The sequence below is a fragment of the Tardiphaga sp. P4_G1 genome, assembly GCF_056401215.1.
In genome coordinates this window covers 164,051-189,718 of record NZ_JBFUJU010000001.1, presented here as the reverse complement: position 1 = coordinate 189,718, position 25,668 = coordinate 164,051, and the positions used below count along the sequence as shown (strand labels likewise).

Annotated in this window: 27 protein-coding genes; 19 read left to right on the top strand and 8 right to left on the bottom strand. The window is 62.3% G+C overall.

Annotated features, from left to right (window positions below; genetic code table 11):
- Positions 1 to 245: 245 nt before the first annotated feature.
- The 7 genes from aroQ (AC1DUY_RS00940) to AC1DUY_RS00910 all read left to right on the top strand — a co-directional run bounded on the left by aroQ (AC1DUY_RS00940) (position 246) and on the right by AC1DUY_RS00910 (position 6,798).
- Positions 246 to 713: a type II 3-dehydroquinate dehydratase gene (gene aroQ / locus AC1DUY_RS00940; protein ID WP_093758393.1), complete on the top strand. Its 468-nt coding sequence runs from the start codon at positions 246 to 248 to the stop codon at positions 711 to 713.
- A 51-nt stretch (positions 714 to 764) separates the two neighbouring features.
- Complete coding sequence (gene accB / locus AC1DUY_RS00935) at positions 765 to 1,259, top strand: acetyl-CoA carboxylase biotin carboxyl carrier protein (protein WP_093758392.1); 495 nt, start codon at positions 765 to 767, stop codon at positions 1,257 to 1,259.
- 30 nt (positions 1,260 to 1,289) lie between these two features.
- On the top strand, positions 1,290 to 2,642 hold the full coding sequence (gene accC, locus AC1DUY_RS00930) for an acetyl-CoA carboxylase biotin carboxylase subunit (protein ID WP_478111691.1): 1,353 nt from the start codon (positions 1,290 to 1,292) through the stop codon (positions 2,640 to 2,642).
- Positions 2,643 to 2,758: 116 nt separating this feature from the next.
- A complete protein-coding gene (locus tag AC1DUY_RS00925) occupies positions 2,759 to 4,282 on the top strand; it encodes a sensor histidine kinase (protein ID WP_478111689.1) in 1,524 nt (507 codons plus the stop codon).
- A complete protein-coding gene (locus tag AC1DUY_RS00920) occupies positions 4,279 to 4,719 on the top strand; it encodes a response regulator (protein WP_089264105.1) in 441 nt (146 codons plus the stop codon). Before AC1DUY_RS00925 ends, AC1DUY_RS00920 begins: the two co-directional genes overlap by 4 nt.
- Positions 4,716 to 5,810, top strand: a complete 1,095-nt coding sequence (locus tag AC1DUY_RS00915; RefSeq protein ID WP_089264104.1) for a response regulator — start codon at positions 4,716 to 4,718, stop codon at positions 5,808 to 5,810. Before AC1DUY_RS00920 ends, AC1DUY_RS00915 begins: the two co-directional genes overlap by 4 nt.
- Positions 5,811 to 5,958: 148 nt before the next feature.
- The gene (locus AC1DUY_RS00910; RefSeq protein ID WP_093758389.1) at positions 5,959 to 6,798 is read left to right on the top strand and encodes a metallophosphoesterase family protein; all 840 of its coding nucleotides are present in this window, start codon (positions 5,959 to 5,961) and stop codon (positions 6,796 to 6,798) included.
- Here AC1DUY_RS00910 and AC1DUY_RS00905 read toward each other — a convergent pair.
- A complete protein-coding gene (locus tag AC1DUY_RS00905) occupies positions 6,725 to 7,222 on the bottom strand; it encodes a Crp/Fnr family transcriptional regulator (RefSeq protein ID WP_309946016.1) in 498 nt (165 codons plus the stop codon). The genes AC1DUY_RS00910 and AC1DUY_RS00905 overlap by 74 nt on opposite strands.
- Positions 7,223 to 7,473: 251 nt before the next feature.
- On the opposite strand from AC1DUY_RS00905, the gene AC1DUY_RS00900 reads away from it, so the two are divergent.
- Genes AC1DUY_RS00900 through upp form a run of 3 tightly spaced genes read left to right on the top strand, consistent with a single transcriptional unit; the run spans position 7,474 to position 10,654 of the window.
- A complete protein-coding gene (locus AC1DUY_RS00900; protein WP_478111685.1) occupies positions 7,474 to 8,730 on the top strand; it encodes a GTP cyclohydrolase II in 1,257 nt (418 codons plus the stop codon).
- Positions 8,731 to 8,740: 10 nt separating this feature from the next.
- Complete coding sequence (locus AC1DUY_RS00895) at positions 8,741 to 9,985, top strand: URC4/urg3 family protein (RefSeq protein ID WP_478111683.1); 1,245 nt, start codon at positions 8,741 to 8,743, stop codon at positions 9,983 to 9,985.
- Positions 9,986 to 10,024: 39 nt separating this feature from the next.
- The gene (gene upp / locus AC1DUY_RS00890) at positions 10,025 to 10,654 is read left to right on the top strand and encodes a uracil phosphoribosyltransferase (protein WP_089264099.1); all 630 of its coding nucleotides are present in this window, start codon (positions 10,025 to 10,027) and stop codon (positions 10,652 to 10,654) included.
- Between the two features lie 57 nt (positions 10,655 to 10,711).
- Here the strand turns inward: upp and AC1DUY_RS00885 are convergent, their stop codons facing one another.
- Together AC1DUY_RS00885 and AC1DUY_RS00880 are read right to left on the bottom strand one after the other, a co-directional pair.
- A complete protein-coding gene (locus AC1DUY_RS00885; protein ID WP_478111681.1) occupies positions 10,712 to 12,157 on the bottom strand; it encodes a DASS family sodium-coupled anion symporter in 1,446 nt (481 codons plus the stop codon).
- 451 nt (positions 12,158 to 12,608) lie between these two features.
- A complete protein-coding gene (locus tag AC1DUY_RS00880; RefSeq protein ID WP_478111679.1) occupies positions 12,609 to 13,964 on the bottom strand; it encodes an NAD(P)/FAD-dependent oxidoreductase in 1,356 nt (451 codons plus the stop codon).
- A 287-nt stretch (positions 13,965 to 14,251) separates the two neighbouring features.
- Between AC1DUY_RS00880 and aat the strand changes: the two genes are divergently transcribed.
- On the top strand, positions 14,252 to 14,938 hold the full coding sequence (gene aat / locus AC1DUY_RS00875; protein ID WP_478112404.1) for a leucyl/phenylalanyl-tRNA--protein transferase: 687 nt from the start codon (positions 14,252 to 14,254) through the stop codon (positions 14,936 to 14,938).
- Positions 14,939 to 14,953: 15 nt separating this feature from the next.
- Here the strand turns inward: aat and AC1DUY_RS00870 are convergent, their stop codons facing one another.
- Positions 14,954 to 15,874 carry a DUF2155 domain-containing protein gene (locus AC1DUY_RS00870; RefSeq protein ID WP_115028915.1) on the bottom strand — a complete coding sequence of 307 codons (921 nt, stop codon included), beginning with the start codon at positions 15,872 to 15,874 and terminating at the stop codon, positions 14,954 to 14,956.
- Positions 15,875 to 16,099: 225 nt separating this feature from the next.
- On the opposite strand from AC1DUY_RS00870, the gene AC1DUY_RS00865 reads away from it, so the two are divergent.
- From AC1DUY_RS00865 to AC1DUY_RS00855, 3 genes are read left to right on the top strand one after another with little or no spacing between them, the layout of a single operon-like run.
- Positions 16,100 to 16,879: an SDR family NAD(P)-dependent oxidoreductase gene (locus AC1DUY_RS00865; RefSeq protein WP_478111676.1), complete on the top strand. Its 780-nt coding sequence runs from the start codon at positions 16,100 to 16,102 to the stop codon at positions 16,877 to 16,879.
- A 27-nt stretch (positions 16,880 to 16,906) separates the two neighbouring features.
- Entirely contained in the window at positions 16,907 to 17,854 is a 948-nt protein-coding gene (locus AC1DUY_RS00860; protein WP_478111674.1) for an alpha/beta hydrolase, read from the top strand.
- 30 nt (positions 17,855 to 17,884) lie between these two features.
- The gene (locus AC1DUY_RS00855) at positions 17,885 to 18,376 is read left to right on the top strand and encodes a GFA family protein (protein ID WP_478111672.1); all 492 of its coding nucleotides are present in this window, start codon (positions 17,885 to 17,887) and stop codon (positions 18,374 to 18,376) included.
- On the opposite strand, the gene AC1DUY_RS00850 is transcribed toward AC1DUY_RS00855, so the two are convergent.
- Positions 18,373 to 19,107, bottom strand: a complete 735-nt coding sequence (locus AC1DUY_RS00850) for a GntR family transcriptional regulator (protein ID WP_478111670.1) — start codon at positions 19,105 to 19,107, stop codon at positions 18,373 to 18,375. The genes AC1DUY_RS00855 and AC1DUY_RS00850 overlap by 4 nt on opposite strands.
- A gap of 163 nt (positions 19,108 to 19,270) precedes the next feature.
- On the opposite strand from AC1DUY_RS00850, the gene AC1DUY_RS00845 reads away from it, so the two are divergent.
- The 4 genes from AC1DUY_RS00845 to aroQ (AC1DUY_RS00830) are packed head-to-tail and all read left to right on the top strand — an operon-like array spanning position 19,271 to position 22,652.
- Positions 19,271 to 20,290, top strand: coding sequence for a TRAP transporter substrate-binding protein (locus AC1DUY_RS00845; RefSeq protein WP_120289336.1), 1,020 nt, complete (start codon positions 19,271 to 19,273; stop codon positions 20,288 to 20,290).
- Between the two features lie 57 nt (positions 20,291 to 20,347).
- Positions 20,348 to 20,923: a TRAP transporter small permease gene (locus tag AC1DUY_RS00840; RefSeq protein WP_478111668.1), complete on the top strand. Its 576-nt coding sequence runs from the start codon at positions 20,348 to 20,350 to the stop codon at positions 20,921 to 20,923.
- Entirely contained in the window at positions 20,920 to 22,200 is a 1,281-nt protein-coding gene (locus AC1DUY_RS00835) for a TRAP transporter large permease subunit (protein WP_068736733.1), read from the top strand. The genes AC1DUY_RS00840 and AC1DUY_RS00835 overlap by 4 nt, the downstream gene beginning before the upstream one ends.
- Before the next feature lie 14 nt (positions 22,201 to 22,214).
- Positions 22,215 to 22,652, top strand: a complete 438-nt coding sequence (gene aroQ / locus AC1DUY_RS00830) for a type II 3-dehydroquinate dehydratase (RefSeq protein ID WP_439085052.1) — start codon at positions 22,215 to 22,217, stop codon at positions 22,650 to 22,652.
- A gap of 22 nt (positions 22,653 to 22,674) precedes the next feature.
- On the opposite strand, the gene aspA is transcribed toward aroQ (AC1DUY_RS00830), so the two are convergent.
- From aspA to AC1DUY_RS00815, 3 genes are all read right to left on the bottom strand, one after another.
- Positions 22,675 to 24,090 (bottom strand): aspartate ammonia-lyase, encoded by a 1,416-nt coding sequence (aspA, locus tag AC1DUY_RS00825; protein WP_478111665.1) that lies wholly within the window; start codon positions 24,088 to 24,090, stop codon positions 22,675 to 22,677.
- Between the two features lie 298 nt (positions 24,091 to 24,388).
- Positions 24,389 to 24,799 carry an NADH:ubiquinone oxidoreductase subunit NDUFA12 gene (locus AC1DUY_RS00820; RefSeq protein ID WP_089264087.1) on the bottom strand — a complete coding sequence of 137 codons (411 nt, stop codon included), beginning with the start codon at positions 24,797 to 24,799 and terminating at the stop codon, positions 24,389 to 24,391.
- Positions 24,796 to 24,972: a hypothetical protein gene (locus AC1DUY_RS00815; protein ID WP_478111662.1), complete on the bottom strand. Its 177-nt coding sequence runs from the start codon at positions 24,970 to 24,972 to the stop codon at positions 24,796 to 24,798. Before AC1DUY_RS00815 ends, AC1DUY_RS00820 begins: the two co-directional genes overlap by 4 nt.
- 114 nt (positions 24,973 to 25,086) lie before the next feature.
- Between AC1DUY_RS00815 and AC1DUY_RS00810 the strand changes: the two genes are divergently transcribed.
- Positions 25,087 to 25,587, top strand: coding sequence for a BA14K family protein (locus AC1DUY_RS00810; RefSeq protein WP_478111660.1), 501 nt, complete (start codon positions 25,087 to 25,089; stop codon positions 25,585 to 25,587).
- The last annotated feature ends 81 nt before the right edge of the window (positions 25,588 to 25,668 follow it).

The window sequence follows — 25,668 nt, the reverse complement described above, 5'->3', positions numbered from 1 at the left end:
CGCCCGTTTGCTATCCGGGACGCTCCGCCCCTGTCGTGAGCCGGCAGATTGCCGGAATGGCGCCAGCGGCTTTAACCTTGGTTAATAAGCATTTTCCACAGGTTCCATCGGGCTTTTTATGAATTGGGTGAGGTATTTGGCTGGGGGAACCGGGGGTCTAAAGGCTTCCCCTCTGCAGTCAGGTTACCTATAACCCCCGCAGACCGGCGCCCACCCGCGCCCATTGCGATTGCCCGGGATGTCCGATGGCCAATACCACGACCAACACCATCTACGTGCTCAACGGCCCCAACCTCAACCTGCTGGGAATCCGCGAGCCGGACACCTATGGGCATGCAACTCTGGCCGATGTCGAGAAGTTGTGCGTGACCACGGCCGCGCAATATGGCCTGACCGCAGATTGCCGGCAGTCCAATAGCGAGAGCGAGCTCATCGGCTATATCCATCAGGCCCGCGAGAAACACGTGGCCGGCATCGTGATCAATGGTGGCGCTTACTCGCACACCTCGATCGCCCTGCACGACGCCATTGTCGGCGTGCGCATTCCAACTGTGGAAGTGCATGTCAGCAACGTCTACACCCGCGAGAGCTTCCGCCACCATTCCTTCATCGCCAAGGCAGCCTTTGCCAGCCTCTGCGGCTTCGGCATCGAGGGCTATCGCCTTGCCATCAGCGGCCTCGCCGCAAAAATYGGTGCCAACGCCATCGCGTGACGCGCCCGCCTCGCTCATTATTCGTCTTTCACTTCAGACATTGGATTGCCCATGGCCCGCAAGCCTGACGACACACAGACCGCCACGCCGAAAGCCAGCAACGATAGCGGCATGATCCGCGAACTGGCGCTGCTGCTGGATGAAACCAACCTCACCGAGATCGAGGTCGAGCGCGCCGGTCTGCGCGTGCGCGTCGCGCGTAACATCAGCGTTGCTGCCGCTGTGCCGGCTTATGCGCCCGCACCGGCTGCTGCACCCGCGCCTGTCGCCGCAGCTGCTGCCGCACCGGCCGCCGCCGACATGACCAAGCATCCTGGCGCTGTGCCCTCGCCGATGGTCGGCACCGTCTACCGTGCCCCGGAGCCCGGCAAGCCGGCCTTCATCGAAGTCGGCACCAAGGTTGCCGCGGGACAGACTCTCGTCATCATCGAGGCAATGAAGACCATGAACCAGATCCCGGCACCGCGGGCCGGTACCGTGACGCAGATCCTGATCGAAGACGGCTCGCCGGTCGAATACGGCGAAGCGCTGGTCATCATCGAGTAACACCACAACGTCCTCTGACTTCGGAACGCCATGTTCGAGAAAATCCTGATCGCCAACCGCGGCGAGATCGCATTGCGCATCCTGCGGGCCTGCAAGGAGCTCGGCATCGCGACCGTGGCCGTGCATTCAACTGCGGACGCCGACGCCATGCATGTACGCCTCGCCGACGAGAGCGTGTGCATCGGCCCGCCAGCGTCGAAAGATAGCTATCTCAACGTCCCGTCGCTGCTCGCCGCCTGCGAGATCACCGGCGCCGATGCGGTGCATCCCGGCTACGGCTTCCTGTCGGAAAATGCGCGCTTCGCCGAGATCCTCGCCGATCATAATCTGAAGTTCATCGGCCCCAAGGCCGAGCACATCCGCCTGATGGGCGACAAGATCGAAGCCAAGAAGACCGCCAAGCGGCTTGGCATTCCCGTGGTGCCCGGCTCCGACGGCGGCGTCGGCCCCGAGGACGATGCCATAGCCATCGCCCGCGAGATCGGCTTCCCAGTCCTCGTCAAGGCAGCCGCCGGCGGCGGTGGCCGCGGTATGAAGGTCGCGCAGACCGAAGCCGATCTGCTAATGGCGCTGTCCACTGCCTCGAACGAGGCCAAGGCTGCGTTCGGCGACGCGTCGGTCTATCTCGAAAAGTATCTGACCAGGCCGCGCCACATCGAAATCCAGGTGCTGGGCGATGGCCGCGGCGGCGCGCTGCATCTCGGCGAGCGCGATTGCTCATTGCAGCGCCGTCACCAAAAAGTCTGGGAAGAAGGCCCTTCGCCGATCCTGTCACCGGAAGCGCGCGCCAGGATCGGCGGCATCTGCGCCAAGGCGATGCAGGACATGCAGTATCTCGGCGTTGGCACCATCGAGTTCTTGTACGAGGATGGCGAGTTCTATTTCATCGAAATGAACACCCGCATCCAGGTCGAACATCCCGTCACCGAGATGATCACCGACATCGATCTCGTGCTGGAGCAGATCCGCATCGCCGCCGGCGGCGACCTGCCCTGCACCCAGGAAGAGGTCAACATCATCGGCCATTCCATTGAGTGCCGCATCAATGCCGAGAACCCGGAAACCTTCCGGCCCTCGCCCGGCACGATCACCCAGTATCACGCCCCCGGCGGCCTCGGCGTCCGCATCGATTCCGCGGTCTATCAGGGTTACAAGATCCCGCCTTATTACGACTCGCTGGTGGGCAAGCTGATCGTTCACGGCAAGAATCGGCCGGAATGCCTGATGCGGCTGCGCCGGGCCTTGGACGAGATCGTAGTGGACGGCGTCGAGACGACCCTGCCGCTGTTTCGGGCCCTGGCCCGGGAAAGCGACATTATCGAGGGCGACTACCACATCCACTGGCTGGAACAGTATCTCGCGGGCAAGCCTCCCAAGACCTGAAACATTTGGGATCAGTCTGGAACCAATCGCCTCGATCCGCGTTTTTTGTGCTGCCGGGAGACGTCCGGCGGCGGGGGCCATATTGAAGTCCAATCTGCAATCCAAGCGAGTACTACGTGACCGCTGACGCCGCCCGCAGGCGAGCGCTATGGCAAATCCTGGTGCTCTTGGCGGGATTGCTGGTGCTTGCCGCCATCAGCGCGGCCTCCGTTATCCTGGTGAATCAGGCACGTGACGATTCCAGGTGGGTGGTCCACACCGTCGAAGTCCAGAACCAGATATCGAACCTGCTGCTGGAAATCCGCCGGACCGAAAGCGCGACCCGCGCCTATCTGCTGTCCAGTGGTCCACAATTCCTTTCCGAATACGAAACCTCGGCGGCGGCCATCCTGCCAGCCGTCGACAGACTGGTGGCCCTCGCCAACGACAATCCGGCCCAGGTCGCCAACACGGTCAAACTGCGTGCAGCCGTCGAGCAGCGACTGGCGGAATTCGCCAGGGGGATCGACCGCATCAAGAACAACGACATTCAGTCGAGCATCGACATCCTTCGTCGCGGCGGCGCCAATCAGGCCGTTCAGGACATCGCCAATATCACCCGCGCGATGCGCGCCGAAGAAGGCCGCCTGTTCGTCGAACGCACCCGGACGGCCGACCAGAGCCAGCAATGGGCCTCGTGGGTCACCGTGGCCGGCTCCGGTCTGGTGGTGCTCCTGGCGGCGCTGTCGATCTTCCTCGTGCGCCGCTCGTCAAACGCCCGCGATGAGGCGGAGGCCAGGTTGCGCGACAGCAACATCGACCTCGAAGCCGCCGTTGAGGAGCGCACCGCCGACTTGCGCGAAGCCAATGACGAGCTGCAGCGCTTCTCCTATATCGTCAGCCACGACCTCCGCTCGCCGCTGGTCAACATCATGGGCTTCACCAGCGAGCTCGAAGAGCTGCGCGGCGATATCTTCAGGCGTATCGCAACGCTCGCCAATGCAGACCCCGTCGTGCCCGATGTGAACGGCGAATTGCCGGAGCCGGCGCTGCCCGAACAGGACAAGCAACTCTCCGCCGATTTCACCGAAGCGCTCGGCTTCATCAAATCGTCGATCGGCAAGATGGACCGCTTGATCAGCGCGATCCTCAATCTGACCCGCGAGGGCCGGCGGGAGTTCAAGCCGGTGAAGATCGACACCCGCGAACTCATCGAAGGCATTGCTTCCACGGTGGCGCATCAGGCAGCCGAGACCGAAACCCAGATCCGCATCGAGCCATTGCCTGACATCGAGAGCGATCGTCTCGCAATGGAACAGATCTTCGGCAACCTGATCGACAATGCGTTGAAATATCTGAAGCCCGGCGTCCCTGGCGACATTCTCGTCAAGGGCCGCACCAAGATGGGCTTTGCGATCTTCGAGATCATCGACAACGGCCGCGGCATCGATCCCCGGGATCATCAGCGCATCTTTGATCTTTTCCGCCGTGCGGGTACACAGGACAAGCCCGGCCAGGGCATCGGATTGGCCCATGTGCGCGCTTTGGTGCGACGAATGGGCGGCACCATGTCGGTGTCATCGGAACTCGGCAACGGCAGCAACTTCACCGTCACGCTGCCGGCCAGATGGACGGGGCATAACCGGGATAAACAAACATGAGTAAGCCAGTCACCATCATTATGATCGAGGACGACGAGGGTCACGCCCGTCTGATCGAACGCAATATCAGGCGCTCGGGTGTCAATAATGAGATCATCCCGTTCACCAACGGTACAGACGCCGTCAACTACCTGTTCGGCAAGGATAGCACTGGCCTCGATCACAAGGGCGAAGCCCTGCTGATTCTGCTCGACCTCAACCTGCCCGACATGACCGGGATCGATATCCTGAAGCGGGTCAAAGAGAACGAATTTCTCAAATGTGCGCCCGTCGTGGTCCTCACCACCACCGACGATGCGCAGGAAATCAAGCGCTGCTACGAGCTCGGATGTAACGTCTACATCACCAAGCCCGTGAACTACGAGAGCTTCGCCAACGCGATCCGCCAACTCGGTCTGTTTTTCTCCGTCATTCAGGTTCCACAAGCGTCCACATGACATCTGCCACGACGCCTACGCTGCTGTATATCGATGACGACGCAGGTCTTGCGCGGCTGGTGTCGCGCGGCCTGACGCGGCAGGGCTTTGGCGTCGAGCATTGCGACAATGGCGAAGCCGGTATCGAACGGATCAAGCAGGGTGGCATCGACGTCATCGCGCTCGATCAATACATGCCAGGCCTCGACGGGTTGGAAACGCTTGAGCAGATCCAGAAACTGCCCTCGCCGCCCCCGGTGGTGTTCGTCACGGCGTCGCAGGACAGCAAGATTGCCGTGACCGCCCTCAAGGCGGGTGCCGCCGACTATCTGGTGAAGGACACCCAGGGCGACTTCCTGCCGCTGCTGCATGTCGCCTGCACGACCGCCATCAAACAGGCCCTGATATCAAAGGCACGCGACGACGCCGAAGCCGAAGTCCACGCGTCGCGCGATCGTTATGCGGCCCTTGCAGCCGAGCGCGAGGTGTTGCTGCGCGAGGTCAATCACCGCGTCGGCAACTCGCTGCAGATCATCGCCTCGCTGCTGCATCTGCAGGCCAACTCAACCAGCGAAGATCACGTCAAGGTGGCGCTGACCAACGCCATGGGCCGGGTCGCCGCCGTGGCGCAGGTCCATCGCCGGCTGTACACCTCGCACGACCTCAACAGCGTGCTGCTCAATCAGTATCTCGAAGCGCTGCTGGAAGATCTCCGCCGCTCGGCCGAAGGCAACCGGATGTCGCGCCTGACGCTGAAAGCTGAGTCCGTCGAGATCGACCCGGACCGCGCCGTCGCCATCGGCATCATTGTCAACGAGCTGGTGATGAACGCCGTCAAATACGCCTATCCCGACGGAGCCGGCCCGATCCATGTCGTTCTCACCGCGCAGGGCGACCAGCTCGAACTGTCGATCACTGACGATGGCGTCGGCCTCAACGTGAAAGTCGATCCGCGCTCCACCGGCATGGGCCAGCGGATCGTCAATGCCATGGCCAGCAAGCTCGAAGCCTCCGTCGAGCGGGATCCCGACCATACCGGCACCCGCATCGTGCTGCGGTTCTGTGCCGTCACCAAGCCCGCGGCCAAGCCGCCTGTGAGTGCGGCGGGCTAGGCCTGCCTGCGCCTGCGGCCGCGCCTTAAACACCCCCAACCTGCACAAATATGCCGCGCCCGTTCGCCTTGCGCGGTTCCATCGCATGCCTAGACTGCACCTTTCAGTCTGCTGATATTTCTCTTTCTTTCCGGACCTCGGATTTCATATGCGCTGCCTTGTCGTAGCCGATCTCCACTATTCGCTGCCCCAGTTCGACTGGCTACTCAGCGTCGCGCCGCAATTCGACCTCGTGATCTTTGCTGGCGACGCTCTTGATATCGCCTCAGTCGTCGACTTCCGCGCTCAAATCTTGGTGGTGAAAAAGTATCTCGGCCTGCTTGCCCAACGCACCAAGGTGATCCTGTGCTCTGGCAATCACGATCTCGACGAACGCAACGATGAAGGCGAGAAGATCGCGCGATGGGTTGGCGATGTCAGACAACTCGGCATTGCTTGTGATGGTGACAGTCTCACCATCGGTGATACGCTCTTCACGGTTTGCCCATGGTGGGACGGTCCGCTGGTGCAGCAGCGTATCGTGCAACAACTCAGCGAAGCATCCGCACAAAGCGCAAAACGCTGGATCTGGGTCCATCACGCACCGCCGACCAACTCGCCGACGAGCTGGGGCGGCAAGCGTTACTTCGGCGATGTCGAACTGGTGCAATGGATCGAGGCGCATCGGCCCGCGATGGTGATCTCAGGCCACGTGCATGAGTCTCCGTTTGTCCAAGACGGCTCATGGTACGACCGGATTGGTGAGACCTGGGTGTTCAATGCAGGCCGACAGTTCGGTCGGCCGCCAACTTACATCGTGCTCGACCTCGATGACGGCACAGCATTCTGGCTATCGGCGGAAGGCGCTGACCATATCGATCTGAACGCTCCGCTGCAGCGTCCGGCGTTACCGATCAAGGTCGCGCCCGCATGGCTCACATCCGTGGATCGTTGTGTCGATCCGAGCCCCGATCCGAACCTGGTGACACCTTCGTCGGCGACAGGTTGACCATGTTGTCCAGGAGCTCGCCGACCATCGACAGATGCGTACCATGGCCGGCATATTGCTGCTTGATATCGGCAAGATAGCTCGTCGCCACATTGAGCCGCTGCGCCAGCAGCCGCGCGATCATCAGCGCGACGGTCGGGTGATCCCGCAAGAAATCCGTCGCATTCTCGAATTCATAGACTTGCGTCTCCATCGCGGCGCGCACGGTCGCGGTATGCGGCTGTTCGAGGAGCACCGACATTTCACCGACCACAGCACCGGGTTCGGTCAAACTCGCAACCACCGTGTCGCCCTTGACGACATCGAGCTGCCCTTCGATCAGCACGAACAAATGCCCGCTTGTCTGTCCTTCCCGGATGATCGTATCGCCCGCCGCAACGCTGTGCTTCACGCCATCGCTGCAATGATCCAGAACGGCGCGCATATCAGGCACTCCAACATGGTTGATAAAGCGTATGCTGGCCGTGACGATCGCGTGACACAAGGCCCGAATGCGCCGAAATTGTCGGCAACCGGCGCATATTGGGTGCGTCGGAGCTTGCGAGACGTCCCGTGCCGGCTACCGCGTCTTTCACCCTGTTGCATTTGTTCGGGAGATAGTTATAGTTAGTTGCTTCCTTAGCAATAAGGCCCGTCCTTCCAGACGGGCCGTTGCCATTTTAGGGGGCCTTTGCGATGAGCCGTTCCAACCGGATCGATCATATTCGCCTGACGTCGCATCCTGCGCCGGGCGCCAAGCATCACTTCCCGATCCAGTGGGGCGCAGCCTCCGCACGCGAACGTGGACCGGTCATCGGCACCGTCTCCCGCCCGCAGGACCGCAACGTCATTGGCACCCATGGTGGCTCCTATTCGGTCTATCGCGCGCTCGCGGTTTCATCTGGCGCACTTGATCCGCTGAAGCGCCCCGACCTCACAAACACCCATCCCGCTGCTGTCGTCGGGCCTTTCGGACAATGGACCGATCCCGAGAAGATCGTATCGCTCGATCCCTGGGGTCATCTCGTTGCCGAGAACTTTGCGCCCGAGATCGCCGAAGGCATCGATATCCGCCCGAGCATCGCGATCACCAAGGCGCGGCTCGATCTGCCCGAGCTGCAGGCCGCGATCGCTGGCGGTCGCCTCAAACACGACGGCGACGTCGTGCATGCCAATGGCAGCGTCTCCGTCGTCAAGATTGCCATCGATCCCGTATGGTATCTGCCCGGTCTCGCCAAACGCTTTGATACCAGCGAGAACAATCTGCGCCGCCAGCTGTTCGAACAGACCGCGGGCATGTTTCCCGAACTCGTGACGCGGCCTGACCTGCAGGTGTTCCTGCCGCCCATCGGCGGGACTACCGCCTATCTGTTCGGCGACGTCAGCAAGCTACCGGATCACACGACCAAGATCACCTGCCGCGTTCACGACGAGTGCAACGGCTCCGACGTGTTCGGCTCCGATATCTGCACCTGCCGCCCCTATCTGATTCACGGTATCGAGGAATGCGCGCGCGCCGGCCAGTCCGGCGGTCTCGGCATCATCATCTACAACCGCAAGGAAGGCCGTGCGCTCGGCGAGGTCACCAAATTCCTCGTCTACAACGCGCGCAAACGCCAGGAGGGCGGCGACGCCGCTGCGCAGTATTTCGAACGCACCGAATGCGTTGCTGGCGTGCAGGATGCGCGCTTCCAGCAGTTGATGCCGGATGTGGTGCACTGGCTCGGCCTCAAGCGCATCGATCGCTTCATTTCCATGAGCGACATGAAGCATGATGCGTTGACCAGTCAGGGCGTCGAGATCGTCGAGCGCGTGCCGATCCCCGACGACATGATCCCGGCCGACGCGCATGTGGAGATCGCCGCCAAGAAGGCGGCCGGCTACTTCACGCCGCACCCGGTGACACCGCAGGATCTGATCGACTCCGTCGGTCGCGGGCTTGAGAAGTATTGAGATATCAGCAGTGAATCCCCAGCCCCCGGAAGCCTCTGCCGCCCTCTCGTTACTGTCAGCTCATGCCGTGCGCACCCGTGCGCAACGCATGCTGAACCTCGGCCTCGACGACAAACTGCCGAACTTCCGTATCGATCTCACGCGCATGAACGACGTGATCAACCTGGTGCTGGACACGACGCGCGCCTCCTATCCGTCGCTCGATGTCCCGTTCCATTCGCGCTGGCGTCACTTCGTCAATGCCGGCGACAATCGCTGGGCCGATGTCGCAGATGGCATTTCATGGCCTGATCGCGCGGCACGCGGACGCGCGGAATTCGATCTCGCCATCACCAGCGTGTTCCTCGATGCCGGGGCCGGTCCAACCTGGCGCTATACCGATCCCCAAACCGGCGCGGCCATCGGCCGCTCCGAAGGTCTCGGTCTCGCGAGCCTTGCGATGTTTGCCGGCGGCACGTTCTCTGCCGATCCCGCGCAGCCGCTGCGCGCTGATGCCAGCAAGCTCACAGAGCTCGACGTCAGCGATCTCAAGCGCGGCATGCAGGTCTCCGACAGCAATCCAATGGTCGGCATCGACGGCCGCGCCGATCTGCTGCGCCGGCTTGGCGAACACGTGGCGTCGAAGCCCGATGTGTTCGGCACCAGGGATAGGCCGCGGCCCGGCGGATTGTTCGACCGTCTGGCGTCGCTGGCTGGCAATGGCCGCCTGCCCGCTCCCACCATCCTCTCGGAACTGCTGCTGCAACTTGGTCCGATCTGGCCGTCGCGGCTGACGCTGGACGGCATCGCGCTCGGCGACTGCTGGAAGCATCCAGCGATGACGACCTCGGATGCGACGAGCGGCCTTGTGCCCCTCCACAAGCTGTCGCAATGGCTGGCCTATTCGCTGATCGAACCGCTGCAGACCGCAGACATCGATGTGACCGATATCGACGGGCTCACCGGACTGGCCGAATATCGCAATGGTGGTCTTTTCGTCGATGGTGGTGTCCTGAAATTCCGCGATCCTGCTGACGCCGCGCGTGAGCACGACGTATCGTCGCCGCTGGTGGTGGAATGGCGGGCACTGACCGTGGCGCTACTTGACCGCGTCGCCGGCGGCCTGCGACAAAGACTGAAGCTCGACGCGACGTCGCTGCCGCTGGCCAAGGTGCTCGAAGGAGGCACATGGGCTGCTGGCCGCATCCTGGCGCGCGAGCGCCGCGAGGATCATTCGCCGCCGGTGAAGGTCATCAGCGACGGTACGGTTTTCTAGATCAAAGACGGTTTTACACTCTCGCAACGGATGAGGTTCATGGACGGCGTCACGATCGTTAATCACCCGCTGGTGCAGCACAAGCTGACGCTGATCCGCGACAAGAACCGCTCGACCAAGGGCTTTCGCGAACTCCTCAACGAAATCGGCATGCTGCTGTGCTACGAGGTGACGCGCGACCTGCCGCTTACCGATGTCGAGATCGAAACGCCGATCATGAAGATGACCGGCAAGGAAATCGCCGGCAAGAAGCTGGTCTTCGCACCGATCCTTCGCGCAGGCCTCTCTTTCGTCGAAGGCATGATCGGCCTCGTCCCGTCAGCGCGTATCGCGCATATCGGCCTCTATCGCGATCCCGAAACATTTGTCGCCGTGGAGTACTTCTTCAAGGCGCCGACCAATCTCGACGAGCGTCTCGTGATCGTGATCGATCCGATGCTGGCCACGGCAAACACCGCGGTGGCCGCCATCGATCGCATCAAGGAGCGCGGCGCCAAGGACATCCGCTTTGTCTGCTTGCTGGCCGCCCCCGAAGGCATCGAACGTCTGCGCGGCTATCATCCGGACGTCCCGATCTGGACCGCGGCGATCGACGACCGGCTGAACGAGCACGCCTACATCGAGCCGGGTCTCGGTGACGCCGGTGACCGTGCTTACGGCACCAGGTAGCGAGGTGCACCGACACGCGGGCGCCTCCTACCACGCGACACTTCCTTGGACTGTGGCTCAGTTGATCATCAGCAGCCAGGGCATTACGACCAGCAGCAAGCCGGCGAAATAGATCAGCCCGAAGATCAGGCCAAACTTCCAGAAGTCGGCCTTGCCGATATAGCCGCTGCCAAAATACATCGGTGCTGGTCCGGTGGCATAGGGCGAGATCACGCCCATCAGGCCAAGCGAATAGATGCAGAGCAGTGTCAGGGTCGACATCGGGATTCCGGGAATGCTCGACCCCACCGCCAGCACGACAGGCAGCATCGCCGCCGCGTGCGCCGTAATGCTCGAGAAAAAATAGTGAATCCAGAAGAAGATCGAGACCAGCAGGATCATCGCAATGGTCGGGCTGAATGTGGCGAGTGGAGCCGCCAGGCCGGCGGCGGCCCATTTGATGAAGCCGATGTCGTTGAGGCCGGATGACAACGTCAGCAGCGATGTGAAGTAGAAAAACACCTCCCACGCTGCTTTCTCGGCGATGATGTCGGAAAACGTGATGACGCCGGTGACGAGCATTAGCGAGATCACAACGAACACCACCATGGTCGCATTGATGAAGTTCGAACCGACGCCAGGCAGCGAGATGTCGGGATTGGATCCGGTGATCCACAGGAACATCGCAAGCACGACCAGCCCGGCCATGATCCATTCACTGCGCGACAACGGCCCCATCGACGCGAGTTCGCTCGCGCTCCACGCCACGATCTCCGGGCTTTCTTTCACCTCCGGTCGGCAAATTGCGTAGCTCAGCAGTGGCAGAAGCAAAATCAGCGGCACGCCGAGCGGCGCGAAGCCGATGAACCACTGTGACCAGCCGACGTCCACGCTCACGATCTTCTTGGCGATGCTCAGTGCAGCCGCATTGGGCGCAAGCGCAGTGAGGAACATCGAGCTCGTGACTGCAGTCGCCGCGAATGCGGTCCACATCACATAGGTTCCGATCCTGCCGGCTGTCGGACCCGGCTCCGACCCGTAGATCTTCGGGATGTTGCTCACAATCGGATAGACCGTGCCGCCGCTGCGCGCGGTGTTCGATGGCGTCGCGGGCGCGAGAACGAGATCGGACAGTGCAACGGCGTAACCCAGTCCCACCGTGTTGCGCCCGAGGCCGCGAACCAGCAGCAAGGCCAGACGCCTGCCAAGCCCGCTCTTGCGATAGCCGATCGAGAATACGAAGGCGCCGACGATCAGCCACACCGTGCTTTCGGAGAATCCGCTCAGCATCCAGCGCAACGACTTGTTAGGATCGTGTTCGACATATCCCATCACGCCCGCAAAGGTCAGACCGATCAGACCGACCGCGCCAACGGGCATGGATTCCAGGATCAGGCCGGTAATCACCGCAGCGAAAACGGCAAAATAATGCCACTGATTGGCGACAAGCCCTGCCGGAATCGGGATGACGTACAGCACCAGCCAGACAGCGAGAGGTGCGATCTTCTTCCAGCTCAACGACACGGCATCTCCTCCGGCGAGCCGAGCCGCCGTACCTGCGACAATACGTCCAGCAACGTAACACCAGTTGTTGCCCGGCGAGCAACCGCCAACGCGATCTGCGCCGCATGTATCACCATCTTAGAGCGCGCCTCTCTTTCCTTTCGCATCCGCAGCAAACGTCGCGCTGTCATGTAGCTAGGTCACGCGCGGCGTTGCGCCGGCAGCCCCGAACGCGACATGGAGTGGCAGGAAATGCTCGTCTATCGGATGGTTTTCTTCACCGCATGGGGAGCAAGCCGACGACTGATTATGAGTGAAGCTGCCACTGCCGATTACCAGCACATTGGGTGCGCGTAGCTCGCCAGCGCGTATAGTCAGGCGACGCTCTCAGGCTGGATCAGCCGCGGCCCACGCTTGACGGCATCCATGGCGTCTATTTTTGCCAAGCCGCCCTGGCAACCGTCCCGAGATTTCAGCGCGCCGAACTGACGCGCTTCTCCTCGCCGCTATGCGACGGCACGGATTGGCTGTCGACCACGGCACGCCCCTGTGTGATCAGCCGCGCGCCGCGCTGATCCAGCGTGTGGATCCAGAGCCAGTTGATCGCAACGGCAAGACGATTGCGCAGCCCGATCAGGAAATAGATATGGGCGATGCCCCAGATCCACCACGCCAGCGCGCCGCGCAGCCTGACGCGGCCGAAGTCGATCACGGCGAGCTTCTTGCCGATCTGTGCGAGACTGCCGTCGTGCGAATAGCGAAACGGTGCGGGCGTCTCGTCGCGCAGACGTTGTTTGATTGCTGACGCCACATAGCGCCCTTCCTGCTTTGCTGCCGGAGCAATGCCAGGTACCGGCTTGCCATCAGGAGCAGCAATGGTCACGGTGTCACCGACAGCGAATATCTCGGGATGACCCGGCACTGTAAGATCCGGGTTGACCTGCAGACGTCCGGCGCGATCAGCGGCAACGCCCAACCATTCGGCAGCCGGCGACGCGCGCACGCCTGCCGCCCAGATGATCGTCCTGGCGCCGAGTGCCTTGTCGCCATAGACAACGCCATCGATGTTGCAATCGGACACGGCATGTCCGAGCGCGACTTCAACGCCGAGCTTCTCTAACGAGCGTTGCGCATAGGCCGACAGATCCTCCGGAAATCCAGCGAGCACGCGTGTCCCCGCCTCGATCAGCACCACGCGCGTCTCGCGCGTATTGATATTGCGAAAATCTTCCGGCAGCGTCACCCGCGCGAGCTCCGCGATGGTGCCGGCGAGTTCGACACCTGTCGGCCCGGCGCCGATGATTACGAAGGTGAGCAGCGCCGCGCGCTTGACAGGATCGCTCTCGCGTTCGGCACGCTCAAAGGCCGTGAGAATACGGCGGCGCAGCGTGGTCGCGTCTTCCAGCGTCTTGAGGCCCGGCGCGAACGGCTCCCATTCATCATGGCCGAAATAGGCATGGCCGGCACCTGTGGCGAGCACCAGCGTGTCATAGGGCAGCGCCTGCCCGTCATCGAGCAATACCCGGCGCGCCCCCGCATCCACGCCGGTCACGGTGCCGAGCAATGTCGTCACATCCTTGCGTCCACGCAACAGATAACGGATCGGCCAGGCGATCTCCGACGTCGCCAGCGATGCGGTCGCGACCTGATACAGCAGCGGCTGAAACAGGTGATGATTGCGGCTATCGACAATGGTAATGCTGACATCGGCGCCAGTCAGCCGATACACGGTCTCCAGCCCGCCGAAGCCGGCACCGACAACGACCACCCGATGAGGCGTTGTCGATCTGGTCGATGCCTTGCCGTCGATTGTCACGATATTCGTCATGGTGAACAGGCTCCCTGCCTGCATCCTGATAGCTATGCCCGTCGTCCGAACAATCAAGCAACAATCGGGCGCGCCAGGCCGGTTGTTGAGCGGTTCCAGATTGATCAGCCCGCGTTGGCGTCAGTGTGCCCTGCGCGACCAGGACCGATCCAATAAGTAAGCCAAATGCCGGGCATAAGCATTGCTTGGTTCGTGATTCCGATCCTCCGAGGCACCCTCAATCCGCTCAGCGCCTGTTGAGCGCCGAGACCGTCGCCCGCGCCGCCTCCGCCTGCTATGCTGGCCGCATGAGCTCACGCGACTCCGCCTCTTCCGAGGTCACGCCCGAACTGCTGCTGCGCGCCTATGCCTGCGGCATCTTCCCGATGTCGGAAAGCGCCGACGATCCCGGCCTGTTCTGGGTCGAGCCTGAGCAGCGCGGCGTCATTCCGTTGGATGGGTTTCGCATCAGTTCACGCCTCGCCCGCACGGTGCGTTCCGATGTTTTCACCGTGACCGTCAACACCGCCTTCAAGCGCGTGATGGCCGAATGTGCTGCGCCAAAGCCGGGCCGGGAGGACACCTGGATCAACACGCGTATCCGCGATCTCTATGGCGAGCTCCATGAGATGGGCCACGCGCACAGCGTCGAAATCTGGCAGGACGACACGCTGGCCGGTGGCCTGTATGGCGTCTCGCTCGGCCGCGCGTTCTTCGGCGAGAGCATGTTTCATCATGCGCGCGACGCCTCGAAGGTGGCGCTGGTGCATCTGGTCGCCCGGCTGATCGCCGGCGATTTCAAGCTGCTCGACACCCAATATGTCACCGATCACCTGCTGAGCTTCGGCGCACAGGAAGTGCCGCGAGCCCGCTATCGCAAGCTGCTCGACGCGTCGCTCGACGGCATTGCGGAGTTCGACAGACTGCCGATGGATTTCCCGCTCAAGGGCGCGACGGTGCTGGACATCATCGCGGGACGGAATAGCGCCTCTTAAGACGCGCCGTAGTGCTTACTGCCGGAACGCCGGGAAGCCCGGTGGCGGCTGCAGGGGCTGCTGCTGGGCGCGCGGCTGCTGCTTCGGCGGCGCACGCTTCTGGGCCGGCGGCGGCGCACGCGGGGCGTCGGGCTGTGTCGTCGCAACCGTGGCTTCCGGCTGCTTACAATCGGTCAGCCAGATGTCGTAGATCGGGTGCTCGACGCCGTGCAGACCCGGACTGGCCGCAAACATCCAGCCGGAGAAGATGCGCTTCACCTCGCCCTGCAGCGTGATTTCATCGACCTCGACGAAGGCGTCTGTATTCGCGGCCTCGGTCGCCGGACGCGTGTAGCAGGCATCGGTCTTCACGCGGAGCGCGCCGAATTGCACGGTCTCGCCGATATCGGCGTCGAAATTGATGATGCGGCCGGTGATCTTGTCGAGGCCCGAGAAGCTGGCCTTCTTGTTGACGATCTTCTGCGCCGGCGGCTCGGTGACGACTTCATCGCCGGGCTGCAGCGTGGCAGGCGTCGGCGGCGCCACCTTCGGCGGCTGACGGCCACCGGGAGCGGCGGCAGGCGGCGCGTTGGCGACGCCGGGCTGTTGCTGCCCTGGCGCGGCCGGCTGCTGGGCCTGTCCCTGCCCCGGCGGGTTCTGCGGAACGATAGTGGTGTTGCTGCCGGGCGGCGGCGCCAGAGGCTGCGACTGCACGGCGCCGGGCGGCGGTGCGCCCATGCCGGGACGGGTCGGCAACAGACGGCCCTGCGGCAGTTCCGGCACCTCTTCCTCGTCGTCCATGGGCGGCGGGGGTTGCTGGCCACGCGGCACGGCCCCGGGCGGGCGCGGCGGCGTGTCGCCGAACAGCGGACCGAACTGCGCCTGCACAGGTGCAGGCGACAGTGAGGTGGCGGCCAAAAGGGCCGCAAATCCGGCAATGGTCAGGGTTCGCAACATGCGGCGCGGCTCAATCGAGAATCAGGCTCGCGACATTGTAGGAGAATGGCCGCGTAATCGCCTCCGGTTAACACGCCGAATGCGGCGGCGAAAGGGCACCCTGCTCCCCATACCGCCCGGCTGGTCAGGTCATTCTCCCCGTGAAATAGTCCACATCAGGCAGGCGCGCGATACGCGACTAGCCATCAATCCGGAACAAACCGGAGCATGGGGAGAACGTTCAAGATGACTGACGGAATCCGTCTGGACGGCAGAATCGCCGTCGTCACCGGCGCGGCCGGGGTAATCGGCACCGAGACCATCAAGCTACTGGCGGCGCGCGGCGCCAAAATCGTCGCGGTGGATCGCGATGCCACCGCCTTGAAACGCGCCGTCGCAGAACTCCCCGCCTCCGCCGAAGCGCTCGCTCTCGCCGCCGACGTGACGAGCGAGGAAGACGTCATCGGCTATGTCGCCGCCACGGTGAAACGCTTCGGCACCATCGACATTTTCTACAACAATGCCGGCATCGAGGGCACGATCACGCCCATCGTGAAGATGTCGCTCACCGACTTCCGGCGAGTGCTCGACGTCAATGTGGTCGGCGTCTTTCTCGGCATGAAGCACGTGCTGCCAGTGATGCTGAAGGCCAACAAGGGCTCGATCATCAACACCGCCTCCATCGCCGGCGTGATCGGCTCGGCCGAAGTCGCCGTCTACAGCGCCAGCAAACACGCAGTGATCGGCCTCACCAAGAGCGCGGCGCAGGAATGCACCGGCACCAATGTGCGCGTGAACTGCGTCTGTCCCGGCCTGATCGACAGCCGCATGCTGTCGGCGATTGTGGATGCCCGCGTCGGCCGCGGGGCGCCTGCCCCGGTCGAGAAGGTCGTCGATCGCGTGCCGCAGCGCCGGCTCGGTCTTGCCCGGGAAGTCGCCCCGATCGTCGCCTTCCTCGCCTCCGACGATGCGAGCTACGTCACCGGCTCCGCTTACACCGTCGATGGCGGCCGCACCTCCGCTTAAACATCAAGAAAACCAAGAGCAGATCACATGCCCGTTGTTCTCGATCCCGATGCCGCTGCCGTTCTCAACGTCTTTCGCGATGCCGGCCGTCCGCCCTATGAGACCATCTCGCCGCAGGAAGCGCGCGAGTGGTATTTGAAAGCGCGCCCGGTCGCCAATCCCGAACCGCCGGAACTGGCGTCGGTGACATCCATGACGGTGCCCGGCCCGGCCGGCACTATTCCCGTGCGCCTCTACACACCAAAGACCCTACGGAAAAAGGACGGGATGTCGCCATGCCTCGTGTTCTTCCACGGCGGCGGCTGGGTGATCGGCGATCTCGACAGCCACGACGTGGTGTGTCGCATCCTCGCCCATGAAGGCGAGATGATCGTCATCTCGGTCGACTATCGCCTCGCGCCGGAGAACAAGTTTCCGGCAGCCATCGACGACGCCATCGCCGCAACGCGCTGGATTTCCGACAATGCCGTGCAGCTCAATGTGGATGCGAAGCAGATCAGCGTCGGCGGCGACAGCGCCGGCGGCAATCTCGCCGCCATCGTCGCCATCGATGCGCGGGACAATGGCGGGCCCAAGCTCGCCGGCCAGTTGCTGATCTATCCCGCCACCGATTTCCGCATGAGCCATCCCTCTCACAGCGAGCCGGAGACGAGTTGCCTGTTGACGCACAACGTCATTCGCTGGTTCGCCGACCACTATCTCACCAGCAAGGCCGACGTGGACAACTGGCGGGCGTCACCTGCCCGCGTGGAGAACCTGAAGGACCTCCCGCCGGCCTATGTGCTGACCGCCGGCGCCGATCCGCTGCGTGACGAAGGCGACGAATATGCCAGGCGCCTGTCAGACGCCGGCGTCGCCGTGGCCTACAAAACCTATCCCGGGCAATTCCACGGCTTCATCACCATGGGCAAGATCCTGCCCAAGGCAAACACCGCGCTCCATGAGATGGGGGAATGGCTGAAAGGGTTTGGCTAGCGCGCTGGCGGCACCCCGGGAGCAATCGCGATGAAGAAGCCGGAGAAGATCGCACCCGGCGGTCCGGTCAGGGGCCGTTGCCTGTGCGGCACGGTTCAGTTCGAAATCGATTTTCCGGCGCGCTGGGCGTGGCACGATCATTCCCGCGCAACACGGCAGGCGCATGGCGCGGCCTATGCCACCTATGTCGGCAGCTGGCGCAGGCGTTTCCGCCTCACCGCAGGCGAAGCGGAGATCACACGCTTTGAAGACAAGGCGTCGGGAACAGCGCGAAGCTTCTGCGCGCGATGCGGCACGCCACTATTTTACGAGCGCGCCCGCTCGCCGCACATGGTCAACATTCCCCGCGCATTGTTCGAAAGCCGCACCGGCCGGCAGCCGCTTTATCATATCGGAATCGAGGAATTGCAGGAGTGGACCTACACCGGCGAGCCGCTGGTTCCGCTCAAGGACTTTCCGGGCGTCGTCTGGGAGCGTCCGGGAAGAAAGAAGAAACGGACTCCCAACGACGAACCGTTCTAGGTTTTCGGTTTCCTGCGCTGCTGGATGGTCTGCTGCCGCGACGGAGCCGGTCTCAGCCAATCCGAATTGCCAAGCGCATGTTTCACGCAGTCATGGATGTGGGTGTGCAGCAGTTTTCGCGCCTTCGCGGAATCCCGTGCCAGCGCAGCGTTCATCAGCTCGCGATGCTCGACCGCGGCGACCTCGCCGCGAAACACGACGGCGAGCATCTGGTAGCGCAGATACTTGTCGTAAGCCGCCGACAGCGCATCGAGCAGGACCTGCGATCCACAGGCCGCGATCAGCGCACGGTGAAATTGCCAGTCGCACTGCTTCCAGGCCTCGGTCTTCGACTTGTCGCCGGCCAGCATGGCCTTTTCCATGGCGGACAGCTTGTGATGAGCCGAGACCACCAGCGCCTCCCAGTCGAGATCGCCTGATTTGAAGGACTGCTCGATGGCATGGCCCTCGAGCAGTTCGCGCAATTCGGCGATCTGCTGGAATTCCGTGGCCGAGATCGAGGTGACCTCGAAGCCGCGCTGGCCCTCTGCGACGACAAAGCCTTCCGAACACAGCCGGTTCAGCGTCTCGCGCAGCGTGCTGACGCTGGTGCCATAGGCAACGCTCATCTTCTCCAGCTTCAGCTTCTGGCCGGGCTCGAGATTGCCGAAAATCACGTCGTTGCGGATACGCCGATAGGCGCTGTCGCCGACGGTCTCTCCGGCGCGGTCCGCAATGGGGGTATCCAGCATGAAAGGTCCTGGTGACGAGGAATGGTCGCGCTGCGCCACCATACATCACCCCGCGCCTCAGACACAAATCATCATAGATAATGTAAAATATCGGTTGATTTTTGTTTTGTCGTAGATGACGGTGACGCTAAGAAGTAAAAATACCATCCAAGGGAGCTTCAACATGTCCGTACACCCGAAGTCCGCCGTCTGGCTTGCCGCTATCGCCGCCACCCTCGCCATCGCCGGCGGCCCTGCATCCGCGCAGGTGCAGGAGCGCACGATCCGCTGGGGTCACCTCAACAACACCGATCATCCCGTCAGCAAGGGCGTGCAGAAGTTCACCGAACTCGTTGCGGCCAAGAGCGGTGGCAAGATGAAGGTGCGCGAATATCCCGCCAACCAGCTTGGCTCCGAGATGCAGCAGCAATCCGCGCTGCGCGCCGGCACTCAGGAAATGCAGTCGCCCGCGACGACCTCGCTGGTCGGCATCGTCAAGGATTACGGGCTGATCGATTTCCCGTTCATCGTCTCGACGCCGAAACAGGCCGACGCGCTGCTGGACGGCCCGCTCGGCTCGGCCCTGCTTGCCAAGCTGCCGGAGAAAGGCCTCATCGGTCTCGGCTACTGGGATCTCGGCTTCCGCAACGTCACCAACAGCCGCCGCCCGATCACCAAAGGCGAGGATCTCGACGGCATCAAGATCCGCGTGATCCCGAACCCGGTCTATCTGGAGACCTTCAAGGCGTTCAACGCCAATCCGGTGCCGATGAGCTTCTCCGAGCTCTACACCGCGCTGGAAACCCGCACTGTCGACGGCCAGGAAAATCCGTTCTCGGTGATCCTGTCGAACAAGTTCTATGAGGTGCAGAAATATCTCAGCGTCACCAACCACACCTATTCGACCAACATCATCCTGGTCAGCAAGGTGTTCTGGGACAAGCTCTCCAAGGACGAGCAAAAGATCCTGCAGGATGCTGCCAACGAGGCCCGCGACTATCAGCGCAAGGTCAGCCGCGATGCCGCAGCGGCTTCCATCGGCGAGCTGAAGGCCAAGGGCATGGAGGTCAACGAGATCGCTCCGGCCGAGCTTGCGAAGATGCGCGACAAGACCAAGCCGATCGCGGCAAAATTCTCCGCCGACTACGATCAGGAGATCGTCAAGCTGTTCAACAGCGAACTTGAGCGCGTTCACAAGGACTGAGCCGCGCATCACCAACCGTCACTACGCGGCGACCCCACGCTCACTGCGAAAGCATCCATGCCCGCTTCATCAACTACTGCGACAAGCATGATCGTCGAAGCCTATTACCGGTCGATCAAGATCGTCATGGCGGTGTTGCTCGCCGCCATGGTGATCCTGGTATTCGGCAATGTGGTTCTACGTTACGTCTTCAACTCGGGCATCGCCATTTCCGAGGAGCTGTCGCGCTGGCTGTTCGTCTGGATGGTGTTTCTCGGCGCCATCGTCGGCCTCCGCGAACACGCCCATCTCGGGGTCGACAGTTTCGTGAAGCTGCTGTCACCCACGGGCCGCAAGATCTGCTACGCGCTCAGTCACATACTGATGCTCTACGCCTCTGTATTGCTCACCGAAGGCTCGTGGAAACAGACGGTGCTGAACTGGGACACGACGGCGCCCGCCTCCGGTCTCTCCGTCGGCCTGTTCTACGCCGCAGGTCTCGTCTTCGGCGTTGCCTCGATCCCGATCCTGCTGCATGACCTCTATCGCCTGTTCAGCGGCCAGCTCGCCACATCGGAGCTGATCGCTATCAGCGAGTCCGAGGAGCATGTCCCGGCAACGTCGTCTCACGCCAACGGGAACGACCGCCGATGACCATCAGCATCTTCACCTTCTCGCTGCTCGGCGCGATGGCCATCGGTATGCCGATCGCATTCGCCCTGATCATTTGCGGCGTCGCGCTGATGACCTATCTGGATATATTCGATTCCCAGATCATCGCGCAGAACGTCATCAATGGCGTCGATTCCTTCCCGCTGATGGCGGTGCCGTTTTTCATCCTGGCCGGCGAGATCATGAACACCGGTGGCCTCGCCCGCCGCATCCTGAACTTCGCCATCGCCCTTGTCGGCCATTTGCGCGGCGGCCTCGGCTATGTCGCGATCCTGACCTCGTGCATCCTGGCATCGCTATCCGGGTCGGCCGTTGCCGACGCCGCCGCGCTCGGCGCATTGCTGGTCCCGATGATGGTTGCGGCCGGGCATAACCGCGCCTCCGCGGCCGGCCTCGTTGCCGCCGGCGGAATCATCGCGCCGGTGATCCCGCCTTCGATCGGATTCGTGATCTTCGGCGTTGCCGCCGGCGTTTCCATCTCAAAACTGTTTCTCGCCGGCGTGGTGCCCGGCCTGATGCTCGGTGGCAGCCTGTGCTTTGCCTGGTGGTGGGTTGCACGCAATGAGAACTCGGTGAGTCCGCCGCGCCAGAGCCTGGCGCAGATCTTTCGCGCGTTGATCGACGGCTTCTGGGCCTTGATGCTGCCAATGATCATCATCGTCGGCCTCCGCTTCGGCATCTTCACACCGACCGAAGCTGCCGTCGTTGTTGCGGTCTACTCGTTCATCGTGGCAACGTTCGTCTATCGCGAGCTGACGCTGGCGCAGCTGATGAACATCCTGATCAGTTCGGCCCAGATTACCGCCGTGGTGATGTTCCTGGTCGCGGCAGCACTCGTGTCATCGTGGCTGATCACGGTGGCCGAAATTTCCGGCCAGATCGTCGAACTCGCCCGCCCCTTCATGGGCAACCAGACGCTGCTGATGATCGTGTTGATGATCATCGTCGTCATCGTCGGCACGGCGCTCGACATGACCCCGACCATCCTGATCCTGACGCCCGTGCTCATGCCCATCGTCCGCGAGGCCGGCATCGACCCGGTCTATTTCGGGGTGCTGTTCATCATCAACAACGCGATCGGACTGATCACGCCGCCTGTCGGCGTAGTGCTCAATGTGGTGTGCGGCGTGGCGAAGGTGAGCATGGACGAGATCATGCGCGGCGTCTGGCCGTTCATGATCGCACAATTGGTGGTGCTGGCGCTGCTGACGCTGTTTCCGTCGCTCGTGATGGTGCCGGCGAAGTGGCTCGGCGGCTAGAAGGAAGTTCGATAATGAAACGCGTGATGATCCTCAACGGTCCCAACCTCAACCTGCTCGGCGTGCGGGAGCCGCATATCTACGGAACCACCACGCTCGACCAGATCAAGGCCAGCTGTGAGGAACAGGCGGTCAAACTCAAATTGACGCTGGCGTTCCACCAGTCGAACCACGAGGGCATTCTGGTCGACCTCATCCAGTCGGCCCGTCAGGATGCCGACGCCATCATCATCAATCCCGCGGGCTATTCGTTCACATCGATCGCCATGCTCGACGCGATGAAAGCGTTCGAGGGACCGATCGTGGAGCTGCACATTTCGAACATCCACGCGCGCGACAAGTATCATCGCCATTCGGTGCTCTCGCAGGCTGCCACCGCTGTGATCTGCGGTCTCGGACCGTACGGCTATGTCGCAGCGATGCTGGCGGTCGCGCAGATGCCCACGCGTTGATCGCGCCGGGCCGATGCGGCCTTCATTCGCGGATCAACATGCTCTGGGGCTTGGTGAGTACGTCGGGGTGGAGAATGGCGGCAAGGGTCGCTGCGGGTAGCAAACCTTTTTCCAGCACCAGATCGTAGACGCTGCGGCCGGTCGCATGGGCCTCCACCGCGACGGCGGTGGCATTGGCGTAGCCGATATAGGGATTGAGCGCAGTGACGAGGCCGATCGAATTCTCGACATAGGCACGGAGACGTTCGCGGTTCGCGGTGATACCCGCGACACAACGTTTTTCCAGTGTCAGGCAAGCCTCCCGCATATGACTGACGCTCTTGAACAGGCTGTGCGCGATGATCGGCTCGAACGCGTTGAGCTGAAGCTGGCCAGCCTCTGCGGCGAAGGTCACCGTGAGATCGTTGCCGATCACCTCGAACGCAACCTGATTCACGACCTCGGGAATAACCGGGTTTACCTTGCCCGGCATGATCGAGGAACCTGCCTGTACCGCCGGCAGATTGATCTCGTTGAAACCGGCGCGCGGGCCGCTCGACAGCAGCCGGAGGTCATTGCAGATCTTGGAAATCTTGACGGCCACCCGCTTGAGCACGCCGGACAACTGCACGAACGCACCGCAATCCTGCGTGGCTTCGATCAGGTTTACAGCGGTGACCAGCGGCATTCCCGTGATGGCGACGAGATGATGGCAGACCAGACGCGCGTAGTCCGGATGGGACGTGATCCCGGTGCCGATGGCTGTCGCACCCATGTTGATCTCGCAAATCAGCAGAGCTGCCTCGCGCAACCGGTCCTCGTCTTCGCCGATCATAACGCCGTAAGTGCTGAACTCCTGACCGAGCGTCATGGGCACCGCATCCTGCAACTGGGTACGGCCCATTTTCAGGACATCCTTGAACTCTTCGGCCTTGCGTTCGAAACCCTGGCGCAACACGGCCATCGCATCGATCAGGTGAAACACGCCGTGATAGGTCGCGATCTTCAACGCCGTGGGATACACGTCGTTGGTGCTCTGGCTCATGTTGACCTGTTCGTTCGGGTGCAGGTACCCATAGTCGCCCTTGCCGTGGCCGAGAATTTCCAGCGCACGATTGGCGATCACCTCATTCGCGTTCATGTTGGTAGAGGTGCCGGCGCCGCCCTGGATGACGTCCACCACGAACTGGTCATGCAGACGGCCGGCGCGAATTTCCTCGCAGGCAGCGATGATCGCATCGCCGCGTAGCTTGTCGAGCAGCCCCAGCTCCATATTCGACAGTGCCGCCGCCTGCTTGATCGCGGCAAGCGCACTGATGAGTTCGGGATAGATGGAAATCGGAATCCCGGTGATCGGAAAATTTTCAACGGCCCTCAGCGTATGAACGCCGTAATAGGCGTCGGCCGGAACATCGCGGTTGCCCAACAGGTCGTGCTCACTGCGCGTGTCGTTGGTCATGTCGGATCTTCCTGAGTTGTCGCTGTGAGCAGACGATTGATCTCGTCGGCCGTCCCCGTCCCCGATCATGCCCAGTGAGCTTTCGAAACCTAACATCTCGAACGCACATATTACGGCTATATCGTATCCGCCCCAGCCCAGTCGATCGAGTACAATCCGGCGCCGCCCTGCAAGGCGGGCTCATCCGAGGCGGACGTGCTTGCCGGTCTCACCGCAAGAGCTGGCGGCCGGAAACAATGCGAGGCCGCGCGCGCCGCAGAGCGGCCCGCACAACCGGTCGTCCAGAACGGGTGAGTTGTTACGAGCCCGGCGTCCAGGCCTGGTAGTCGCCGGTCGCCTTGGGACGCCGGCCACTGGCCAGAGTCGAACCAGACGGACGATAGGCTGCGGGCGTGCCGGTCAGGTTCGGCTGATGCGGCTTCTGCCATTCGCGCGGCGTATAATTCTCTTCGGTCGGCGGCACGTCCACGGTGTGGTGGATCCAGCCATGCCAGTCCGGCGGGATCTTGGTGGCTTCGGCATAGCCGTTATAAATCACCCAGCGGCGCTCGAAGCCCAGCGTCGGGTCGATCTTGCCGCCTTTGGTGCGGTAATATGTGTTGCCCTGCTCGTCGGTGCCAACCAGTTCGCCGAATCGCGACGTCCACAGGTTCGTCCCGAAGGTCGTCCCGCTCCACCACGTGAAGAATTTCAGCAGAAACTGTTTCATATTTTGAACCGTTCGAAGGTTTTCGTCGGGTTGTTGATGCCATCCGGGCCGCCAAATGTCCAGTTGCCGCCGCGACCGATCGCCGCCTGCAACTGATCGTGACAAGCCTCGTATCGGCCTCCCCCGAACCCTATCTCCAAAGTACCGGCGGTCGCAGAAACGGCGCAATCCATTCATGCCACATACAGTTCCGGACGATCATTCTGTCGTTGCGCAATAACCGCGTGGCGGCAGGGAACGGCAGTCCCTTCAGGGGGTTGAAGATGCATCCCAGACAGGAGCAAACGATGACGAATTTGAAAATCTTGAGTGTCGCAGCAGCCGTCGCTGTGGCCATCCCCGCCTTCGCGGTGACCCCCAGCTACGCACAAAACACCAAGGTCGTGGGCGTCGGCCCCGGCGGTGCGCGCACGATCGGCACGTTCTCTGGCGGCGGTGCGCGCTTTGGTGGCGGAGGTGGCGGCTGGCATGGCGGCCAGCGCCCTGGCGGCGGCGGCTGGAATCACGGCGGCGGCTGGCGTGGCGGCGGTTACGGCCCGGGCTTCGCAGCCGGCGCCATTATTGGCAGCGGTCTGGCCGCCAGCAGCTATTACGGGAATTCCTACGGCTATTACGGCGGCAGCCCGTATTACGGCAGCAGCTATTATGACGACGCGCCGGATGTGGTCGAAGTCGCTCCTGACACCGGCGGCGGCGACGTTGACTACTGCATCAGCACCTACAAGTCGTACAATGTCCGCACGGGCACCTATCTCGGTTATGACGGCCTGCGTCACGCCTGCCCGTAACACGACGATCTAAGCGTTACGCAAAAGACGGTGCCTCGCGGCATCGTCTTTTGTCGTTTCTGGTTTGCGCCTGCTGTCTCA

Excerpts from the sequence above, each read along its gene's own strand:
- AC1DUY_RS00845 (WP_120289336.1), top strand. The coding sequence starts at position 19,271 with ATGTCCGTACACCCGAAGTCCGCCGTCTGGCTTGCCGCTATCGCCGCC.
- AC1DUY_RS00820 (WP_089264087.1), bottom strand. The coding sequence starts at position 24,799 with ATGAAACAGTTTCTGCTGAAATTCTTCACGTGGTGGAGCGGGACGACC.
- aroQ (WP_439085052.1), top strand. The coding sequence starts at position 22,215 with ATGAAACGCGTGATGATCCTCAACGGTCCCAACCTCAACCTGCTCGGC.
- accC (WP_478111691.1), top strand. The coding sequence starts at position 1,290 with ATGTTCGAGAAAATCCTGATCGCCAACCGCGGCGAGATCGCATTGCGC.
- AC1DUY_RS00840 (WP_478111668.1), top strand. The coding sequence starts at position 20,348 with ATGCCCGCTTCATCAACTACTGCGACAAGCATGATCGTCGAAGCCTAT.
- AC1DUY_RS00855 (WP_478111672.1), top strand. The coding sequence starts at position 17,885 with ATGAAGAAGCCGGAGAAGATCGCACCCGGCGGTCCGGTCAGGGGCCGT.
- AC1DUY_RS00880 (WP_478111679.1), bottom strand. The coding sequence starts at position 13,964 with ATGACGAATATCGTGACAATCGACGGCAAGGCATCGACCAGATCGACA.
- accB (WP_093758392.1), top strand. The coding sequence starts at position 765 with ATGGCCCGCAAGCCTGACGACACACAGACCGCCACGCCGAAAGCCAGC.
- AC1DUY_RS00910 (WP_093758389.1), top strand. The coding sequence starts at position 5,959 with ATGCGCTGCCTTGTCGTAGCCGATCTCCACTATTCGCTGCCCCAGTTC.
- AC1DUY_RS00900 (WP_478111685.1), top strand. The coding sequence starts at position 7,474 with ATGAGCCGTTCCAACCGGATCGATCATATTCGCCTGACGTCGCATCCT.
- AC1DUY_RS00865 (WP_478111676.1), top strand. The coding sequence starts at position 16,100 with ATGACTGACGGAATCCGTCTGGACGGCAGAATCGCCGTCGTCACCGGC.
- AC1DUY_RS00905 (WP_309946016.1), bottom strand. The coding sequence starts at position 7,222 with ATGCGCGCCGTTCTGGATCATTGCAGCGATGGCGTGAAGCACAGCGTT.
- AC1DUY_RS00870 (WP_115028915.1), bottom strand. The coding sequence starts at position 15,874 with ATGTTGCGAACCCTGACCATTGCCGGATTTGCGGCCCTTTTGGCCGCC.
- AC1DUY_RS00920 (WP_089264105.1), top strand. The coding sequence starts at position 4,279 with ATGAGTAAGCCAGTCACCATCATTATGATCGAGGACGACGAGGGTCAC.
- upp (WP_089264099.1), top strand. The coding sequence starts at position 10,025 with ATGGACGGCGTCACGATCGTTAATCACCCGCTGGTGCAGCACAAGCTG.
- AC1DUY_RS00815 (WP_478111662.1), bottom strand. The coding sequence starts at position 24,972 with ATGGATTGCGCCGTTTCTGCGACCGCCGGTACTTTGGAGATAGGGTTC.
- AC1DUY_RS00850 (WP_478111670.1), bottom strand. The coding sequence starts at position 19,107 with ATGCTGGATACCCCCATTGCGGACCGCGCCGGAGAGACCGTCGGCGAC.
- AC1DUY_RS00810 (WP_478111660.1), top strand. The coding sequence starts at position 25,087 with ATGACGAATTTGAAAATCTTGAGTGTCGCAGCAGCCGTCGCTGTGGCC.
- AC1DUY_RS00915 (WP_089264104.1), top strand. The coding sequence starts at position 4,716 with ATGACATCTGCCACGACGCCTACGCTGCTGTATATCGATGACGACGCA.
- aat (WP_478112404.1), top strand. The coding sequence starts at position 14,252 with ATGAGCTCACGCGACTCCGCCTCTTCCGAGGTCACGCCCGAACTGCTG.
- AC1DUY_RS00860 (WP_478111674.1), top strand. The coding sequence starts at position 16,907 with ATGCCCGTTGTTCTCGATCCCGATGCCGCTGCCGTTCTCAACGTCTTT.
- AC1DUY_RS00835 (WP_068736733.1), top strand. The coding sequence starts at position 20,920 with ATGACCATCAGCATCTTCACCTTCTCGCTGCTCGGCGCGATGGCCATC.
- aspA (WP_478111665.1), bottom strand. The coding sequence starts at position 24,090 with ATGACCAACGACACGCGCAGTGAGCACGACCTGTTGGGCAACCGCGAT.